This window comes from Pandoraea bronchicola, assembly GCF_902459805.1.
GTDB classification, from domain to species: domain Bacteria; phylum Pseudomonadota; class Gammaproteobacteria; order Burkholderiales; family Burkholderiaceae; genus Pandoraea; species Pandoraea bronchicola.
Genome location: NZ_CABPST010000003.1, coordinates 15,200 through 33,318 on the forward strand (window position 1 = coordinate 15,200; position 18,119 = coordinate 33,318).

Annotated in this window: 15 protein-coding genes and 1 tRNA gene; 7 read left to right on the forward strand and 9 right to left on the reverse strand. The window is 63.7% G+C overall.

The window, feature by feature from the left end; translation table 11 throughout:
* Nucleotides 1-287: 287 nt before the first annotated feature.
* From PBR20603_RS07645 to PBR20603_RS07660, 4 genes are read right to left on the reverse strand one after another with little or no spacing between them, the layout of a single operon-like run.
* Nucleotides 288-956: a PqiC family protein gene (locus PBR20603_RS07645; protein WP_150558963.1), complete on the reverse strand. Its 669-nt coding sequence runs from the start codon at nucleotides 954-956 to the stop codon at nucleotides 288-290.
* The gene (locus PBR20603_RS07650; RefSeq protein WP_150558964.1) at nucleotides 953-2,617 is read right to left on the reverse strand and encodes a PqiB family protein; all 1,665 of its coding nucleotides are present in this window, start codon (nucleotides 2,615-2,617) and stop codon (nucleotides 953-955) included. The genes PBR20603_RS07645 and PBR20603_RS07650 overlap by 4 nt, the downstream gene beginning before the upstream one ends.
* On the reverse strand, nucleotides 2,610-3,254 hold the full coding sequence (locus PBR20603_RS07655) for a paraquat-inducible protein A (RefSeq protein WP_150558965.1): 645 nt from the start codon (nucleotides 3,252-3,254) through the stop codon (nucleotides 2,610-2,612). Before PBR20603_RS07655 ends, PBR20603_RS07650 begins: the two co-directional genes overlap by 8 nt.
* The gene (locus PBR20603_RS07660) at nucleotides 3,251-3,895 is read right to left on the reverse strand and encodes a paraquat-inducible protein A (protein ID WP_343041919.1); all 645 of its coding nucleotides are present in this window, start codon (nucleotides 3,893-3,895) and stop codon (nucleotides 3,251-3,253) included. Before PBR20603_RS07660 ends, PBR20603_RS07655 begins: the two co-directional genes overlap by 4 nt.
* A 206-nt stretch (nucleotides 3,896-4,101) precedes the next feature.
* On the opposite strand from PBR20603_RS07660, the gene fdnG reads away from it, so the two are divergent.
* The 7 genes from fdnG to PBR20603_RS07695 all read left to right on the forward strand — a co-directional run bounded on the left by fdnG (nucleotide 4,102) and on the right by PBR20603_RS07695 (nucleotide 13,398).
* Nucleotides 4,102-7,170: a formate dehydrogenase-N subunit alpha gene (fdnG, locus tag PBR20603_RS07665; protein WP_150558966.1), complete on the forward strand. Its 3,069-nt coding sequence runs from the start codon at nucleotides 4,102-4,104 to the stop codon at nucleotides 7,168-7,170.
* 9 nt (nucleotides 7,171-7,179) lie between these two features.
* Complete coding sequence (gene fdxH, locus PBR20603_RS07670; protein WP_150558967.1) at nucleotides 7,180-8,130, forward strand: formate dehydrogenase subunit beta; 951 nt, start codon at nucleotides 7,180-7,182, stop codon at nucleotides 8,128-8,130.
* Nucleotides 8,131-8,132: 2 nt separating this feature from the next.
* Entirely contained in the window at nucleotides 8,133-8,771 is a 639-nt protein-coding gene (locus PBR20603_RS07675; RefSeq protein WP_150558968.1) for a formate dehydrogenase subunit gamma, read from the forward strand.
* Nucleotides 8,772-8,822: 51 nt separating this feature from the next.
* Nucleotides 8,823-9,854, forward strand: coding sequence for a formate dehydrogenase accessory protein FdhE (fdhE, locus tag PBR20603_RS07680; RefSeq protein ID WP_150559365.1), 1,032 nt, complete (start codon nucleotides 8,823-8,825; stop codon nucleotides 9,852-9,854).
* A 16-nt stretch (nucleotides 9,855-9,870) separates the two neighbouring features.
* Complete coding sequence (gene selA, locus PBR20603_RS07685) at nucleotides 9,871-11,301, forward strand: L-seryl-tRNA(Sec) selenium transferase (RefSeq protein WP_150558969.1); 1,431 nt, start codon at nucleotides 9,871-9,873, stop codon at nucleotides 11,299-11,301.
* Nucleotides 11,298-13,208, forward strand: a complete 1,911-nt coding sequence (selB, locus tag PBR20603_RS07690) for a selenocysteine-specific translation elongation factor (RefSeq protein WP_150558970.1) — start codon at nucleotides 11,298-11,300, stop codon at nucleotides 13,206-13,208. Before selA ends, selB begins: the two co-directional genes overlap by 4 nt.
* Before the next feature lie 94 nt (nucleotides 13,209-13,302).
* Nucleotides 13,303-13,398, forward strand: a tRNA-Sec gene (locus tag PBR20603_RS07695).
* An 81-nt stretch (nucleotides 13,399-13,479) separates the two neighbouring features.
* Here the strand turns inward: PBR20603_RS07695 and PBR20603_RS07700 are convergent.
* The 5 genes from PBR20603_RS07700 to PBR20603_RS07720 form a co-directional block, all read right to left on the reverse strand.
* Complete coding sequence (locus PBR20603_RS07700; protein ID WP_150558971.1) at nucleotides 13,480-14,229, reverse strand: 3-oxoacyl-ACP reductase family protein; 750 nt, start codon at nucleotides 14,227-14,229, stop codon at nucleotides 13,480-13,482.
* A 545-nt stretch (nucleotides 14,230-14,774) separates the two neighbouring features.
* Nucleotides 14,775-15,290 (reverse strand): P-loop nucleotide/nucleoside kinase family protein, encoded by a 516-nt coding sequence (locus PBR20603_RS07705; protein ID WP_150558972.1) that lies wholly within the window; start codon nucleotides 15,288-15,290, stop codon nucleotides 14,775-14,777.
* Between the two features lie 10 nt (nucleotides 15,291-15,300).
* A complete protein-coding gene (locus PBR20603_RS07710) occupies nucleotides 15,301-15,942 on the reverse strand; it encodes a LysE family translocator (protein WP_174977835.1) in 642 nt (213 codons plus the stop codon).
* 142 nt (nucleotides 15,943-16,084) lie between these two features.
* Nucleotides 16,085-16,813, reverse strand: a complete 729-nt coding sequence (locus tag PBR20603_RS07715; protein ID WP_150558974.1) for a site-2 protease family protein — start codon at nucleotides 16,811-16,813, stop codon at nucleotides 16,085-16,087.
* 8 nt (nucleotides 16,814-16,821) lie between these two features.
* Nucleotides 16,822-17,898: a DUF2167 domain-containing protein gene (locus PBR20603_RS07720; RefSeq protein ID WP_150558975.1), complete on the reverse strand. Its 1,077-nt coding sequence runs from the start codon at nucleotides 17,896-17,898 to the stop codon at nucleotides 16,822-16,824.
* Nucleotides 17,899-18,119: the final 221 nt, after the last annotated feature.

An 18,119-nucleotide genomic window follows, 5' to 3' on the forward strand; every position in this document is an offset into this window, starting at 1 on the left:
CGCGTTTGTGCGAGACGGCGTATGTGCCGCTTCGACGCGCGGCTTTGGCAAGCCGCGAGAACGGGACGTGCGAACGGGATCGGAAATCACGATTTTCAGTCAGCAATGCGACATAATCGGACGCATCGCCAGCACACGATCCCTTGCACGCGTTTGCGCGTCGCCTCTCGAATGCCGACCGTTTTCCTGATACGGATTGCGCAATGGCCAGACCGCTGCGCGGCTGGGCATGACCGAGAAGTCCGTCAAGGCGCATGTGTCGGCGGTGCCGGGCACCCTCGGTGCGCTCAGCCCTGGCAGCGCGGCGTAGTGCCTTGTGCGTTGGTGGCGATGGCGTTGGCGATGCCGTTTGCCAGACGATCGGCGAGCTTGCGTTGCGCGGCAACGACCTCGGCAATGCCGCCCGAGGCGGGCTCCGTCCCCGCGAAACGGCAGGTCAGCACAATATCGCCCGGCACTCGGCGAACACTCCAGACGGCGGTGAGCGAGGCTTGCTCGCCGGGGACGGACTCGAAACGTTGGACCGACGTCGACACACGGTACACGCTGAGGCCGTCGGCGCGGGGCAGCCCGTAGACGTCCATCGCACCGAGACGCTGCGTGAGCTCACGTGAGATCGTCGACGTCAGCTCGTTCTTCAGCGGGGCGGCCCAGCGTGATTCCTCCAGAATGTCGACGCGACCGCCGCCACGCGTCACGACGATCTGTGGCCGGTCGACCTGCTCGGGCACGGCCACCGGTGAGACTTCGATGGCATAAGGCGTTGCTGGCGCGTTGGCGCCGGTCGCAGCAACGCCGCCTGAGCTGGCGGTGCCGAGGGCATCGGTCAGCGTGTAGAAGCTCGACGGCGGCGATGCGCAACCGGCGAGTATCAACGTGAGGGCGGCCAGGGCGGTGCCGGCCATCGGCGTTGCACGACGGCGCGGGCGACGGATCATCTCGGTTGGCCTTGTCATGGTTGCGGGTCCTTCGGTTTGCCACGCAGCAGCGCCTCGGGATGCTGCTGCAGATAGTCGGCGAGCGTGTTGAGCGAACGCAGGGTCTTCGTGAGTTCCTGCATGGCCTGGCGAACGTCCTGCTGCACCGGAGCGTCTTCCGAGAGCGTGCGCTCGGCGGCGCCGAAGCTCTTCTTCGCCTCGCCCAGCGTGGCCTTCGCCTCGGGCGCGATCTCGCCGTCGAGCTGGCGGAACAGGCCCTGTGCGCTGTCGAGTGTCTTGTCGAGCTTGCGCAGCGACGAATCAAGGCTCTGCCCGATGCTGTCGAACGGAATTTTGTCGAGTTTGCTCGCGATATCGGCGATCTGAAGCTGCAACTGGTCGAGCGTGTTGGGCACGGTCGGCATGATCAGGATGTTGTCGACTTCTTCGGCCTTGGCGGGCTTCACGTTGGGGAAGAAGTCGAGCGCGACGTACAACTGGCCGGTCAGCAGGTTGCCGGTACGCAACTGGCCGCGCAGACCACGCGCCACGAGCGCATTCAGAATCTGATGGCTGGCGAGCTGCGTGGGCGGCAAGTTCTTCTTCGGATCGCGGCGGCGCAGGCGGTCCGGATAGAGCTGCACCGTCACCGGCATGCTGATCTGCTTGGTCGCCTGATCGAATTCCACCCCAATCGACGTCACTTCGCCCAGCGCGATACCGCGGAAGTCCACCGGTGCGCCCACGGCCAGGCCGCGCAACGACTGCTGGAAGCGGAACACTACTGTGACCGGATGCGTGTCCGGTGCCTTCATTGCGGTGGTCTCATCCGGCGCCAGACTGAATTCCTGCCCCGGCTTGGCCATCACGCCGGCACCTGAGTCGCCCGGCGCCTGGAACGCAATGCCGCCAATGACCACCGACGCCAGCGACTGCGTGTTGACCTGGAAGCCGTTCGAGTCGAGCCGCAGATCGATGCCGCTGGCGTGCCAGAAGCGGGTGTTGGAACCAACGTACTGGTCGTAGGGGGCTTGCACGAATACGCGCAGCGTCACGCCTTTGCCATCCGGATCGAGCGAGTAGGCTTCCACCTGACCGACCTGAATCCGGCGGTAGTAGATGGGCGAGCCAATATCGAGCGAGCCGACGTCTGCCGCATGCAGGATGAACGGCTTGCCAGGCTGGCCGGTGGAGACGACCGGCGGCACTTCGAGTCCGATGAAATGGCTCGCGGTATCCCTCGACTTGCCTGCGTCGGCGCCAATGTAGGCGCCCGAGAGCAGCGTCGAGAGGCCTGAGACGCTGCCCCCGGCCACGCGCGGGCGCACGATCCACCAGCGCGAGTCCTTGACGGCGAATTTCTTGGCGTTTTGCGTGAGGTCGACGGTCACGCGCACATGCGACAGATCGTCGGACAACTCGATGCTCTTGACCGTGCCGATGTCGACTTCCTTGTACTTGACCTTCGTCTTGCCGGCTTCGAGGCCTTCTGCCGACTTGAAGTCGATGACGACACTTGGCCCGCGCTCGATGAGCACCTTGACGACGAGCGACACGCCAATCAAGGCGGCCACCAGCGGAATCAGCCAGACGAGCGACGGCGCCCAGCGTTTGCGCGGTTCGATCGTCGGCGTGGGCAGGTCGTTGGCGCCGGGCGGCGGCGCGGCCTTCGGGTCTTGCGGATCTTTCGGGTCAGTCATGATCGTCCTGTTCGGTATCGTCGTCTCGGATCTGATCCCAGATCAGGCGAGGGTCGAACTGCATGGAGGCCAGCATCGTGAGTACGACCACCGAGCCGAACGCCACGATGCCCGGACCAGCCTGAATGACAGCCAGCGACTGAATATTCACGAGCGCCACCATCAGCGCGACGACGAAGACATCGAGCATCGACCAGCGGCCGATGAACTCGATCATGTGATACAGCTTGGTGCTTTGATGCGGTTTCCAGCCGGTGCCACGCTGCGCGGTAAAGCACAGCAGCGACAGCGCAATGAGCTTGAGCATCGGGACGAGAATGCTCGCCGTGAAGACGACGATGGCCAGGTCGTACTCACCGCTGGTCCAGAAATAGATCACCCCGCTCATGATGGTGTCGCTGGAGTTTCCGAGCAGCGAGCGCGTCTGCATCATGGGCAGGACGTTGGCGGGAATGTACAGGATCGCGGCGGCGATCAGCAAGGCCCAGGTGCGGGCAAGACTGTCGACCTTGCGTTGGTGCAGCACGGCCCCGCAACGCGGACAGCGCGCCTTTTCGACCGTTTTGACGTCGCGCGAGAGCCGTCCGCACGCATCGCATGCCACCAGACCAGCGTCTTTGGCGGATAGGTATTTCATCGCTGCGACGCCCGCGATTGTGCGGCGCGGTCCCCGTTCGGGTCTGGTGTGCGATCGATGATGATCCAGAGATTGCGCACATCGTACGACAGCACCAGCGCCAGCAACACGGTGAGTGCCCCGAACGCCCACAAGGCGATGCCGGGCAGCACGCTTGCCATGGCCGAGAGTTTGACCAGCGAAACCAGTACCCCCAGCATGAAGACTTCGATCATGCCCCACGGGCGGCAGAATTCGATGGCCCGCATCACATGGAAGACGGCATACGGCCGCCGGCCCACCGAAAGCGGGGCGATCATATGCACCAGGGCAAGCAGTTGCGACAGGGGAATCAGCACTGTCGTGGCGAAGACCAGCAGCGCGACGAGCCACATGCCTTCGCGATAGAGCGCCCAGGCGGCGCCCACGAGGGTCGTCGCCGTATAGATACCCTGTACCTCGATCTCGACAATGGGGAACGCGTTTGCGATGGCGAACACGATCAGGCAAGTCAGGGTGAGCGCGAGCACGCGCGACAGGCGTAAATCGAGAGCGCGGTAAAGAACCGAGTGACAGCGCACGCAGCGGGCGGTCTTGCCCAGCGGCAGGTCCAGGCGACGGTGCAGCGTGTCGCAGTTCGGACATGCGATCAGGTTCGTCACGTCATCTTGTGGGGGCAATGTGTCCATTACCGGGGACCGTGACCAAAGTGACGCTCAGAATACCAAATTGACAAGGAAGTTCCCATGGAGTCAGGCACAACGCATGATGCGGCACGATTTGTGCTAAGTCACGGAAAACATTACGCCTTTGCTCTATACTCAACGAACTCCAGCAAAGTTTCTCAAAATTTGAGGAGAATTCCCCCATGCTAAATATGTCCAGGCGCCAGTTCCTCAAAGTGAGTGGCGCAACGCTGGCAGGGTCCAGCCTGGCAATGCTCGGGTTCGCGCCCGACGCGGCGCTGGCGGAAGTCCGCCAGTTCAAGCTGGCGCGAGCGACCGAGACCCGTAATACCTGTCCGTACTGTTCTGTCGCTTGCGGCATTCTCATGTACAGCTACGGCGACGGTGCCAAGAACGCGAAGAAGAGCGTTTTCCACATCGAGGGCGACCCGGATCACCCGGTCAATCGCGGCACGCTGTGCCCGAAGGGCGCCAGCCTGATCGATTTCATTCACAGCCCGAACCGCCTGAAGTACCCCGAGTACCGCAAGCCGGGCTCTGACAAGTGGGAGCGCATCTCCTGGGATGACGCGCTCGATCGCATCGCCAAGCTGATGAAGGCCGACCGCGACGCCAATTTCGTCGAGAAGACGGATGACGGCATGACGGTCAATCGCTGGCTGACGACGGGCATGCTCGCCGCATCGGCGTCGAGCAACGAAGTCGGTTACATCACGCACAAAGTCATCCGCAGTACCGGGATGCTGGGATTCGATAATCAGGCGCGTGTCTGACATGGTCCGACGGTGGCAGGTCTTGCCCCGACGTTTGGCCGTGGAGCGATGACGAACCATTGGGTCGACATCAAGAACGCGGATCTGGTTCTCATCATGGGCGGCAACGCAGCCGAGGCACACCCGTGCGGTTTCAAATGGGTGACCGAGGCGAAGGCGCACAACAAGGCGCGCCTGATCGTCGTTGACCCGCGCTTTAACCGTTCGGCATCGGTCGCGGACTATTACGCCCCGATTCGTACCGGCACGGATATCGTCTTCCTCGGCGGGTTGATCAACTACCTGCTCACGAACGACAAGATTCAGCACGAATACGTCAAGAACTACACCGATTTCACCTTCCTGGTGAAAGACGAGTTCACGTTCGAAGACGGCATTTACTCGGGCTACAACGCGGAGAAGCGCACCTACGACCGCAGCTCCTGGGACTACCAGAAGGGCGCGGACGGTTACGTGCTCACCGATCCCACGCTGCAACATCCGCGTACGGTCTTCCAGTTGATGAAGCAGCACTACTCGCGCTACACCATCGAGATGGTGGAGCGGGTGTGCGGCACGCCGGCTGACAAGGTCGAGCACATCTTCAAGCAGATTGCCGAATGTTCCACGCCGACGCGCACCATGACCATCATGTACGCGCTGGGCTGGACGCAGCACTCCATTGGCTCGCAGATGATCCGCACCGGCGCGATGGTGCAGCTGTTGCTGGGCAACATCGGGGTGGCGGGCGGTGGCATGAACGCGCTGCGCGGTCACTCGAACATCCAGGGGCTGACCGACCTCGGCTTGATGACCGACTTGCTGCCGGGATACATGTCGTTGCCGAAGCAGGCCGAGCAGAGCGTCGAGCAGTACCTGACGGCGCGCACGCAGAAGCCATTGCGTCCGAACCAGCTCAGCTACTGGCAGAACTACCCGAAGTTCTACGTGAGCCTGATGAAGGCGTGGTGGGGCGATGCGGCGACCGCCGAGAACAATTGGGCGTACGACTATCTGCCCAAGCTCGACAAGCCATACGACCTGCTGCAGGTGCTCGAGTTGATGAACCAGGGGAAGATGTCCGGCTACATCGCGCAGGGCTTCAACCCGATCGCGGCCGCGCCGGGCAAGTTCAAATGGGATCAGGCGCTTGCCAAGCTCAAGTTCCTGGTCGTCATGGATCCGCTGGCAACCGAGACGTCGGAGTTCTGGAAGAACTTCGGCGAGCACAACAACGTCGACTCCAGCAAGATTCAGACGGAGGTGTTCCGCCTGCCCACGACCTGCTTTGCCGAAGAAGACGGGGCGCTGGTCAACTCGGGACGCTGGCTGCAATGGCACTGGAAGGGGGCCGAGCCGCCGGGTGAAGCGCGCACCGACATCGAGATCATGACGGGACTGTTCCTGCGCCTGCGCGAGATGTACAAGACGCAGGGCGGCAAGTTCCCCGACCCGATCGTGAATCTGTCGTGGCCGTATGCCCAGCCGGAGAGCCCGTCGCCCGAAGAAATCGCCAAGGAGTACAACGGCCGTGCGCTCAAGGACATCGTCGATCCGAAAGATCCGACCAAGGTCACGCGCAAGGCAGGCGAGCAATTGGCCGGCTTCTCGGAACTCAAGGATGACGGCAGTACCTCGTCCGGCTGCTGGATTTTCGCCGGTGCCTGGACGCAGGCGGGCAACCAGATGGCGCGCCGCGACAACAGCGATCCGACCGGTATCGGTCAGACATTGAACTGGGCGTGGGCGTGGCCGGCAAACCGTCGCATTCTGTACAACCGCGCGTCGGCGGACGTGGCCGGCAAGCCGTTCAACCCGAAGCACAAGCTCGTTTCGTGGAACGGCAAGGCGTGGGTGGGTGCCGATGTGCCCGACTTCAAGGTGGATGAAGATCCGGCCGGTGGCATGGGCCCGTTCATCATGAACCCCGAAGGCGTAGCGCGCTTCTTCGCGAAGGCGGGCATGGCCGAAGGGCCGTTCCCGGAGCACTACGAGCCGTTCGAGACGCCGTTGGGCTACAACCCGCTGCATCCGAAGCAACCCAAGGCCACCAGCAATCCGGGCGCACGCGTGTTCCCGGACGATCTGGCGATGATGGGGACGGTGGATAAATTCCCTTACGTGGCGACAACCTATCGTCTGACCGAGCACTTCCACTACTGGACCAAGCACGCGTTGCTCAATTCGATCATCCAGCCTGAGCAGTTCGTCGAGATCGGCGAAGCGCTTGCGAAGGAGATCGGCATCGTAGCGGGCGACACGGTCAAGGTGTCGTCCAACCGGGGCTTCATCAAGGCCAAGGCGGTTGTCACCAAACGCATTCGTGCGCTCAAGGTGGACGGCAAGACGATTCACCACGTGGGCATTCCGATTCACTGGGGCTTCAAGGGGGTGGCTAAACCCGGGTTCCTTGCGAACACGCTCACGCCGATCGTCGGCGATGGCAATTCGCAGACCCCCGAGTTCAAGTCGTTCCTGGTGAAGGTCGAGAAGGCATAGGGAGGCGCCATGGCATTGCAATCACTTGATATCAAACGGCGCTCGGCAACGACACTGCCGTCGCCCTCGGTGCGCGAGGCGCACACGGGCGACGTCGCCAAACTCATCGACGTCTCGAAGTGCATCGGCTGCAAGGCTTGCCAGACCGCGTGCATGGAGTGGAACGACCTGCGTGACGAGGTCGGCGAGAACGTTGGCGTGTACGACAACCCGCGCGACCTGTCGGCGGACTCGTGGACGCTCATGCGTTTCACCGAGTACGAGAACCCGAAGGGCGACCTCGAGTGGCTCATCCGCAAGGATGGCTGCATGCATTGCGAGGACCCGGGCTGCCTGAAGGCTTGCCCGTCGCCGGGCGCGATCGTGCAGTACGCCAACGGCATCGTCGATTTTCAGGAAGAGAACTGCATCGGCTGCGGGTACTGCATTACCGGGTGCCCGTTCAACGTCCCGCGCATCTCGCAGAAGGACCACAAGGCGTACAAGTGCACGCTGTGTTCCGACCGCGTGTCTGTCGGGCTGGAGCCGGCGTGCGTGAAGACGTGCCCGACCGGCGCCATCATGTTCGGCACCAAAGAAGCCATGCAAGATCAGGCGGCCGAGCGCATCGAAGACCTGAAGTCGCGGGGCTTCGATAATGCGGGGCTGTACGATCCGGCGGGGGTGGGCGGCACGCACGTGATGTATGTGCTGCATCATGCGGACAAGCCGTCGCTGTACCACGGCCTGCCGGATAACCCGCGCATCAGCCCGATGGTGACGTTCTGGAAGGGTATCGCCAAGCCGTTGGGCGTGGCCGCCATGGCGTTGACTGCGATTGCCGGCTTCTTCCACTACATCAAGACCGGTCCGAACGAGACGGCCGAGGAGGATGAAGAGGACGCCCGCCGGTACGATGCCTCCCGTAAGGGCGGCGGTCCCGATGGCCAGAAAGGCGTTGCCACGCACGAGGAGGTCTGACCATGTCGCACGAACAAAGCGATCGCAAGGATGATCTGATCGAGCGTTACAACGCGGCGGAGCGCATCAACCACTGGATTGTCGCGGGCACGTTCGTCCTGCTCGCGCTCTCCGGGCTGGCGCTGTTCCATCCGTCGATGTTCTGGCTCACCCATCTGTTCGGTGGCGGGCCGTGGACACGGGTCCTGCATCCGTTCGTCGGGCTGGTGATGTTCGTCGCCTTCGTGTGGCTCGCGCTGCGGCTTGCCCGCTACAACAAGTTCGAGTCGCGCGATACGGAGTGGATGAAGAAGATCGGTGACGTGCTCAACAATCGCGAAGAGAATCTGCCGGAAGTCGGGCGCTACAACGCCGGACAGAAGCTGCTTTTCTACGTGATGGTGTTGTGCATGATCGGACTGTTGCTCTCGGGCATCGTGATCTGGCGCGCCTACTTTGCGTTCTACTTCCCGATCTGGGTGATTCGTCTGGCATCCGATGTGCACGCGGTGTGTGCATTCGTGTTGATTTGCGGCATCATTACGCACATCTACGCGGCGATCTGGATCAAGGGTTCCGTGCGCGCCATGACGCGCGGTACCGTCACCCGCGGCTGGGCGTGGAAACACCATCGCGCCTGGTACAAGCAACTCAACAAATGAGTCCGGCCCAGGTGGCCGGACGCTCTTACGAGGCCGGCCACCTTGCAACGCATTCTTGAACCCGGACAGATCGAGTCGCTCGATCGCACCTCCATTCCCCGTCTACGCATGCCGCAACGTGCCGAGGTCTTCTCGGCGCGCGCGGCGCGTTTGCGTCAACTTGCCGACGGCCATCCGCTCGGCGATTACCTGCGGCTAATGGCCGCACTTGTCGACGCGCAGCAACACGTGCTCGACAACTTCCAGGCAGAACGTCCCTCGACCGAATCGATCGAGCAGGCGCAGCAACATTGCATGCCGCTCGTGCCCGCCACGGGGGGATACGATGCCGGTCGCTGGCAGCCGTTGCTCACGCCACTGCTCGATGCCGTGGCGGCACAGCCGGACTTGCCCGCGCCGGTACGCAGTGTGCTCGACCGCGTTCGTGCGGCCGATCCGGCGGCGCTCGAAGCGGGTGCGCAATCGCTGCTCGCCGGGCATGGCAAGGGTGTCGACGCGGCGAGCGCGCCGTTTCTGATGGCGGCGCTACAGGTGCTCTGGACGGGCGTGGCCAGTACGTTCGACGCTGGCGACGTGCCGATGCTCGACGTGCCCAATGTCTGCCCGGTGTGCGGCACGCTGCCGGTGGCGAGCGTCGTTCGCATCGGCGGGGCGCACGAAGGCTATCGCTATCTTGCCTGTGGACTGTGTTCGACCGAGTGGCACATGGTGCGCGTGAAATGCACGCATTGCGAGGCGAGCGAGCATGTGGCGTATCACGTCGTCGACAAGTCCGGCGATGTGGCGGCATCGGCTGCGCAGACACTGGCGGCGGCGGTTGCCGAAGGTGACGACGCCAAGCGCGCCGACGGCCGTCCGACGCTTGACGAAGCGGCCAAGCGTGTCGCGTCGTCGGCCATCCGGGCAGAGTCGTGCGACGATTGCCACGGTTATCGCAAGATCTTCTATCAGGACAAAGACCCGTTCGTTGAGCCGGTCGCCGATGACCTCGCGAGCCTCGCCCTCGACGTGTTGATGGGCGAAGCAGGATACGCGCGCGCCAACGGCAATCCGTTGCTCTGGCAGAACGCCGAAGACGCCTAAGGGGATGGGGATGGGGATGGCCGAGCACGATCGTGGGCTGGCGGGAGCGGCGGATCTGCCGTCGCTCGACCGGCTGCTGGGAATGTCGGAGTTTCAGGCGGCGTTGGCGGATTTCGGGCGCACACAAGTCACGGCCGCCTTGCGCCGTGACCTCGACGAATGCCGCGCGGCGGCGCTGGCGGGCAGACTCACGCACGACACGCTGACGCCGGCCGCCTTCGGCATGCGCGTGACCCACGCGCTGTCCGAGCGTAACCGGGGCACGTTGCGTCCGGTCTTCAATCTCACCGGTACGGTGCTGCACACGAACCTCGGCCGGGCGTTGCTGCCGGAGGCTGCCGTCGAGGCAGTCATGCAAGCGCTTACCGCCCCGGCCAACCTTGAGTTCGATCTTGCGACGGGCGGACGTGGCGACCGCGACGATCTCGTGGCTCCCTTACTTTGCGAGCTGACCGGGGGGGAGGCGGCAACCGTCGTGAACAACAACGCGGCGGCGGTGCTACTGATGCTGGCAACGCTTGCGAAGCGGCGTGAGGTGGTGGTGTCGCGCGGCGAGCTCGTCGAGATCGGCGGCGCGTTTCGCATCCCCGACATCATGACGCACGCAGGGGCGAAGCTCGTCGAAGTGGGCACGACCAATCGCACGCACGCGGCCGATTATCACAATGCCATTGGCGACAGGACGGCGTTGCTGATGAAGGTGCATTGCAGCAATTACGAAGTCTCCGGCTTCACCAAGAGTGTCGATGTCGCCGAGGTGGTGAAAATCGCGAAGCCGCACGGTGTGCCGGTGGCGGTGGACCTCGGCAGCGGCACGCTCGCGCCGCTCGAGCGTTGGGGCCTGCCCCACGAAACCACGGTGCAGGAGACGATTGCGGCCGGCGCCGATCTCGTCACCTTCTCCGGAGACAAACTGCTGGGTGGACCGCAGGCGGGCATGATCGTCGGCCGCAAGGACCTCATCGCAAAGATCAAGAAGCATCCGCTCAAGCGAGCGCTGCGTGTGGGCAAACTGACGCTCGCCGCGCTGGAGCCGGTACTTCGGCTGTATCGAGATCCCGATCATTTGGCGGAGCGGCTTACCACGTTGCGGCTGCTCACACGCACGCGTGCCGACATGGCCACGCAGGCCGGGCGTCTCGCACCAGTGCTCGCGCAGTCGTTGGGCGACGCCTATACCGTCGCCGCGGCACCGATGGTGAGTCAGATCGGCAGCGGCGCATTGCCGGTCGAGCAACTGCCGAGTTATGGACTCGCCATTGCGCCCGCCGGCGGTGGCAAGCGCGGTAGCGGCCGTGCGCTCGCCAAACTCGAGGCGGCGTTGCGCGCGTTGCCGTATCCGGTGATCGGCCGGATTGCGGATCAGACGCTATGGCTCGATCTGCGTTGCCTTGAAGCTGAGGAAGAAGCACGGCTCGCGCTGCAATTTGCGGAGCTGCGCGCATGATCGTGGGCACCGCCGGTCACATTGACCACGGCAAGACGAGTCTCGTTCGCGCGTTGACCGGTGTCGACACCGACCGGCTCAAGGAAGAAAAGGCACGCGGCATTTCCATTGAATTGGGGTACGCCTACACACCGTTGCCCGATGGCGAGGTGTTGGGGTTCATCGACGTGCCCGGTCATGAGAAGTTGATTCACACCATGGCGGCCGGTGCCGTTGGCATCGATTTCGCGTTGCTGGTGATCGCAGCGGACGACGGCATCATGCCGCAGACGCGCGAGCATCTCGCCATTCTGACGATGCTGGGCGTGCGGCGTGGTGTGGTGGCGTTGTCGAAGGCGGATCGCGTCGATGCGGCGCGTCTGGCTGCGGTGACGCAGGAGATTTTGCAGTGGCTCGCGCACACGCCGCTGGCGCAGGCTGAGGTTGTCCCGGTGTCTGCGACGACGCCGGGCGACGCGGGCGTGACGAGGCTGCGAGCGTTGTTGACGCGAGCGGCGCAGGCCCTGAGCGCGTCAGGCAACGCGACGCGTCGCGACGACGCCTTGTTCCGGCTGGCGGTGGATCGCGTCTTCACGCTGGCGGGCCACGGCACGGTTGTGACCGGCACGGCGTTCGCCGGCACCGTGCGTGTGGGCGACACCCTCACCGTGATGCCGCAGGGACTGCCGGTGCGGGTGCGCAGCATTCATGCGCAGAACCGGCCAGTGGAAGCGGGCAGGGCCGGGGAGCGCTGCGCGTTGAATCTGGCGGGTGTCGAGCGCGACCAGCTTGGGCGGGGCGACTGGATCGCCGCCACGGGATTGTCCGGGCCGTCGACGCATGTGGACGTCGAGCTGCATTGGTTGGCGGGCAGCGCACCCCTCACGCAATGGTTTCCCCTGCATGTGCATTTGGGCACGACGCATGTGCAGGCCCACACGGTGCTTCTGGGGGGCGATACGTTGGCACCCGGCGGCACGATGCGCGTGCAGTTGGTCTTCGATACGCCGGTTTGCACGATGCCGGGCGATCGCTTCATCGCGCGCAATCCGCAGGCGACGGCAACCGTTGGCGGGGGGCGGGTGCTCGATCCGGCAGCGCCGGAGCGAAAGCGTCGTTCGGCGGCGCGCTTGGCGTGGCTCGACGCTGTGGCGCAGTATCTCGACGGTGACGGACTGGATGCGCTTCTCGCACAGTCGGCGTCGGGGCTGACGGGGACGCAGGTGGTGGCGCTGACGGGGTTGCCCGCCGGGCAATGGCAGTGGCCGGCGAACGCCGTGGTGCTCGCGGGGGCGGAAGATGAGTCTGTGGCGTTTGCCCCGCAAGCATGGGACACCCTTCGGGCAAGGGTGCTCGACGCGTTGCGCGACTATCACGCTCGCTTGCCCGACGAGCCGGGTCTCGATGCTGCGCGTCTGGGCCGCATGACGTGGCCGTCGCTAGACGCCTCGCGCTGGCGCATGGTGGTGCGTGCGATGTTGCAAGAGGGCGTGATGGCGCGCACGGGGGCGTGGTGGCATCTGCCGGCGCACCGCGTTGAGATGACGGACGAGGAGAGTGCGCTGGCCGAGGCGTTGTTGCCACGCGTGGCGCAGGGGCGCTTCGACCCGCCTTGGGTGCGGGACATGGGCCGCGAGTTGAGCGTGCCGGAAGAGCGGGTGCGGTCGGTGCTGCGTAAGCTCGCGCGGCAGGGGCGAGTGCATCAGATCGTCAAGGATCTCTTTTACGACGACGCTTGCGTCCAGACGCTGGCAGGCATAATCGCCGGCGCGAACGGCAAGGTCGAGGCGGGCGCGTTTCGCGATGCGACGGGACTCGGACGCAAGCGCGCGATTCAGATTCTGGAGTTCTTCGATCGTGCGGGATATACTCGCCGCGTTGGCGATTTGCATGTGCGGCGTCCCGATGTGGAGTGGGGCGCGGCGTAAGGCGGTCGCGGCGTTCTCAGAAGGCGGCGTAGGCGGTTCGCGCAAGGCAGAGCGCTTACGTCAGCATCAAGCAATTGACATGGCTTCGTCTTGAGGAAGGCATCCGTATCCGGTGATACGGCCGGGCTTCAAACCCGGTTGGGGGCGTCAGTCGCTCCCAGGTCGGTTCGACTCCGGCTGCTTTCCGCCATTAAAGGCTCCCAGCGATTCTCGTATGTTCCCGCCTTCACTTTCAAAAGCCCCTTGCGGGGCTTTTTTGTCTTCCGGTAGGTCAGGCCGAAAATCCACCATCAATACTCAGGCTGGCCCCGGTGATATAGCCTGCTTCCGGGCCCGCCAGATAGGCGACAAAGCCAGCAATCTCTTCGGCCTTACCATAGCGATGCAGCGCCATCAGTGCTTTCAACTGCTCGGCTGACTCTCCATCGGCCGGATTCATTTCAGTGTCCACAGGACCGGGCTGCACGTTGTTGACCGTAATACGGCGCGGGCCGAGGTCGCGAGCCATGCCTTTGGCTAACCCAACCAGTGCCGATTTGCTCATCGCGTAAACCGCGCCACCCGCCATGGGAATACGGTCAGCATTGGTACTGCCGATGTTGATGATGCGGCCACCATCACGCATATGGCGTGCCGCCTCTTGGCTGGCGACAAACACGCTCCGGACGTTGATCGCCAGGGTGCGGTCGAGATCTTCCAGAGTGAGGTCCTCGGTTGTGCCCCACGCCAGTACCCCGGCATTGTTGACAAGAATATCCAACTTGCCAAAGTGCTCTGCGGCCTGACGCACGGCACGATGCAACGCTGCGGCATCGGCACTGTCGGCGCGGATGGCGAGGGCTTTGCCATTTTCCGCTTTGATGTCGGCGACTACCGCGTCAGCCCTGTCTGCGGATGCCATATAGGTCAGTGCAACAGCGGCTCCTTCACGCGCCAGACGCTTGGCGATTGCCGCGCCGATACCGCGTGAACCACCTTGCACGAAAGCGACTTTTCCTTGAAGGGTTTGAGTAGCCGACATAAAGTTTCTCCAAGCTTGGCAGACGAGTGGGGAGTCACGAACAGGAACGGCACTGACGTTTCCGCCGCATGGATCACATGATACCGTTTTGCATCAGGAGAGCCTCACTCCTTCGGAGAGCGTAATGACGACTGAGCCTCATGATCAACGATCAGGTGTCGGGCGGCGGCTTGCCAACAACGCTCGGGGCGACGCCGTTCCATTTTGTGACGCCTCCAAACTCGGCAATACCGGTAGCTGCTCATGCACCAAAGGCATAGAAATTCGTTCCGCAACTATGAGGCGACTCTATCAACAACGCGTCCCAAATCAACAAGTTTCCAACCGCTCGCGGGACGCGAAACTACGTAAGCCATTAATCGTTATCAAAAGACGGCCGGGCTTCGAACATGTCGCTGAAGAGGACCCCCATGGCGGGCGCTGCGGCCCGGGAAACGGTTCCTGCCCGTCGGGACAGGCAACGAAGGGGGAACTGCCGACGCAGTCGGGGACAGGCAGCGGACTTGTCGCGAGTGCGAAAGCGTCCGAGTCTTCGGATTCGGAGGTTACGTCGGCAGGTGACGAACGATCGTGGCGACGGCCTGCGCCACCGACACGCGAGCGGTGTCGATGACGAGAGGCTCGGTATCCCATGCGTCGTATTGCCGTTCGAGCACGCTTTGCCATGTCGGCAGCTTGTGGCCGGGAATATCGGCTTGTCGTCGCTCGACCCTCGCACGGTGCATGGCTGAATCGGAGCAAATCAGCGCAACCTCGGCGATCGGCACACCGGCGTCGCGTGCCACCTGTCGCCAGGCGTTTCGCGTCACCTGCAAGGCATTGACCGAGTCTGCGACGACGCTCAGCCCAAGGCGCAAATTGTCCTTCGCCACAGCATAACCGGCGAGATAACCGGCAGGTCCCACCTCGGCGCCACAGCTTCCCGACGAGATAAATGCCTGCTCCAACGTGTCGATGCGCAGATAGACTGCGGCGATTTCGCGAGCGAGCGCTTGCGCCACGGTTGTCTTGCCGGTGCCGGGCAGTCCGGCGAAGGCGATCAACCTTGGAGAGGTTCTCATCAGGGGGCGGTCACTTCGTTGCGCCGTTCGACGTCGCCAACGCGGCCACGCCGAGGCCCATATAAAGCAGGCCGGCCACATATTTCCCGACACCCGGCCGACGGCTGCGGTTGGCGAGGGCACGGCCAATGGCTCGGGCGAGTGCTGCGTAAGTGACGTCGCTCATGCCGCCGACCAGCACAAGCAGCAGACCCAGCGTGACAATCTGCAGCGGCACATGACCCATCGCCGGATTCACGAACTGCGGCAGGAACGCGGCGATGAACAGCCCCGTCTTCGGGTTGAGCAGATTGACGAGAAATCCCTTCTTCATCGAAGCGCCCAACGCACGTGCGGGCGGCTGTGCTTCGGCGCTCGCGGGCGCGGCGCGGCTGCGAATGACCTTGATGCCGATGAAAATCAGATAACCCGCACCGAGGTATTTGATCACCGCGAACATCAGCGGCGACGCGAGCAGCAGGGCGGTGAGTCCGGCCGCAGCGAAGCTCACGTGGACGATCGTAGCGAGCATCACACCGAAGCACGATGCGAGGCCGAAGCGAAATCCCTGACTGGCGCTGGTCGTCGAGATGTATAGGGTGGTCGGCCCGGGAATCGCGACGAGCACTGCGACTGCGGCCAGGAAGAAGGGCAAAAGGGCAAGATCGATCATGACGGAAGTCTCTGCGGAAATAGCGTGACGAAACGACCGGCGATGGGGGCGTCGCTGCGTGTCGCCGCATCGTAACATCGCGCCGGAGAACTGCCGTGTTGCGAGCATTGTCCGGCGCGATGGCGCAACGGCGTGACAGTGTTCAGTGCGCCGCGTGACGCACCGCCGCCAGCATGTCATGCAGGTTGTACGTCATGAGCGAGAGGAAAGCGAGCAGGCCGAGGTAATAGGCCCCATACGTCACCTTAGTCTCCGTCGTCACCCCGTAGTAGCGCACGTTCTCCGGCGCTTGCGGGTCGTAGCGCCAGGCCTTGGCCAACTGCGGGAGCGCGAGGAGGGCGACCAGAATCAGGATCGGGCTCGGATGCCAGAGGAACAGCGCGACGAGTACCGGCACGCCCGCAAACCAGATGCGCGGCGACAACACGGCGGTGATGCGTCCGCCATCGAACGGCGAGAGCGGGATCAGGTTGAACAGGTTTAGGAAACATCCCGCATAGGCGAGCGCGAGCAACAGATTGCTGTCCTGCTCGCGCGCAGCGAAATAGCAGGCCATCGACGCGAGCGTGCCGACGAACGGCCCGCCCAGTCCCACGTAGGCTTCTGTTTCGGCGTTGAGCGGCGTTTCCTTGAGTTCGATCCATGCGCCGACGAACGGGATGAACGTGGGCAGCCCTACGTCCAGCCCGCGCCGGCGTGCAGCCACGTAGTGACCGGCTTCATGTGCCAACAGCAGGATCACGAAACCGAGCGCGAACTTCCAGCCATACACGAAGGCATAGACGACGATGGACAGCAGCATCGTGCCGCCTGTCGTCAACACCTTGCCGAGCTTGAGTCCGCCAAACACCAGCAACAGAAGTTTGGTCATCGTGTCTGTCAGACGCGCGGTGCGTTGCCGTCGTGGGGCGTGGATGCGCCGGCCGATTGGCTGACGACCGCAGTTGCCGCGTGAACGTCAGGGACGGGCACAACAGCGGTTTCGGGAGTGCCGACGCCTGCGGACGGGGTGGCTTGAGGCGGCACGGGCAGCGGCTTCGGTTTGCGCTTGAACAGCTTGCCGAACGCGGCACCCGCGCCGAGCAGGGCCAGCAGGCCGACCTTGGCGAATTTCGCGACGAACGCGGCGATCAGCGCAAACAGGCCGAGCTTCTTCGCAGCAACCCCCGCGACCAGGGCGGCAAGGCCGTATTCCGCGACGCGGTCGGTCTTCTCGTTGAAATCGGCATAGCGCTTGCCGTCGACGAAGGTCAGGCCCGCGAGAATCTTGTCGGCCACGGGCTTGTCTGCCGCCAACAGCGATTCGCTGGTGACCAGCGTGGTCGCCAGATAACCGTCGCGGCCAAGCGCCGTGGTGCGGTAGTTCACCGAAGGATCGTCGTCGACCCGAATTCCGGTCTGCTTGTGCCCCACGCGGGCCGCCCACACCAGCCGGTGCGTGCTGCTGTCGTATTGCGGCAATTGTGCCCAGCCGGTGACTTCCAATTCGGGCACGCCATGCTCGCGTCGTGTGGCGTTCGCGCTTTCCGTGCTCTTGCGCAAGGATTCGAGAATGTCATCCGCCTTCCAGTCACGCGCGTCATCGTCGCGAACGTAGCCGTCGTTGACATAGGCGATGACGTCGAGCCACTCCCCTTTGCCGTCCGTAGGCACGACGAGGCCGGCCAGCGTCGTCTCGTCAATGGTGTTGCCCAGCGCGCGCAGCAGGCGCGCGGCGGTGGCGCCCGGAATCCAGCCCATGCCGCTCGGCAGCGAGAACTTCGCCTGATCGCGGATATCGATGTTCTTCGGGCCTTCGATCAGCGCCTCGTTGGCCGCCTTGAAGGCGGCCCGCGCTTCGGCTTCCCGGGCTTCCGGCGTCGCCGCCGCAACAGGCGCGGGCGCCGGGGTCTGTGCGAAGGCGCCGGATGCGTTCAGCGCGAGAGCAAGCAACAACGTGCGGAGGATGGAAGACATGATTTGGCTTTCCCTGATCGGCGTCGTTTTGAAGTTTCACATCTGAAGGATGTGTGCCGCGGCGGATTATGCCAGAAGCAACATCGGATTCCGAAGTGTTACGACGGCAGCGTACCGCCGGTGCAACGGGGCTCGCGCAGGCGATGACGTCGCATCGATGCGCACAGGTCGCCAGCCAGCCGACGACATACCGGTCACGATCGACCCCGGCAAACTACCGG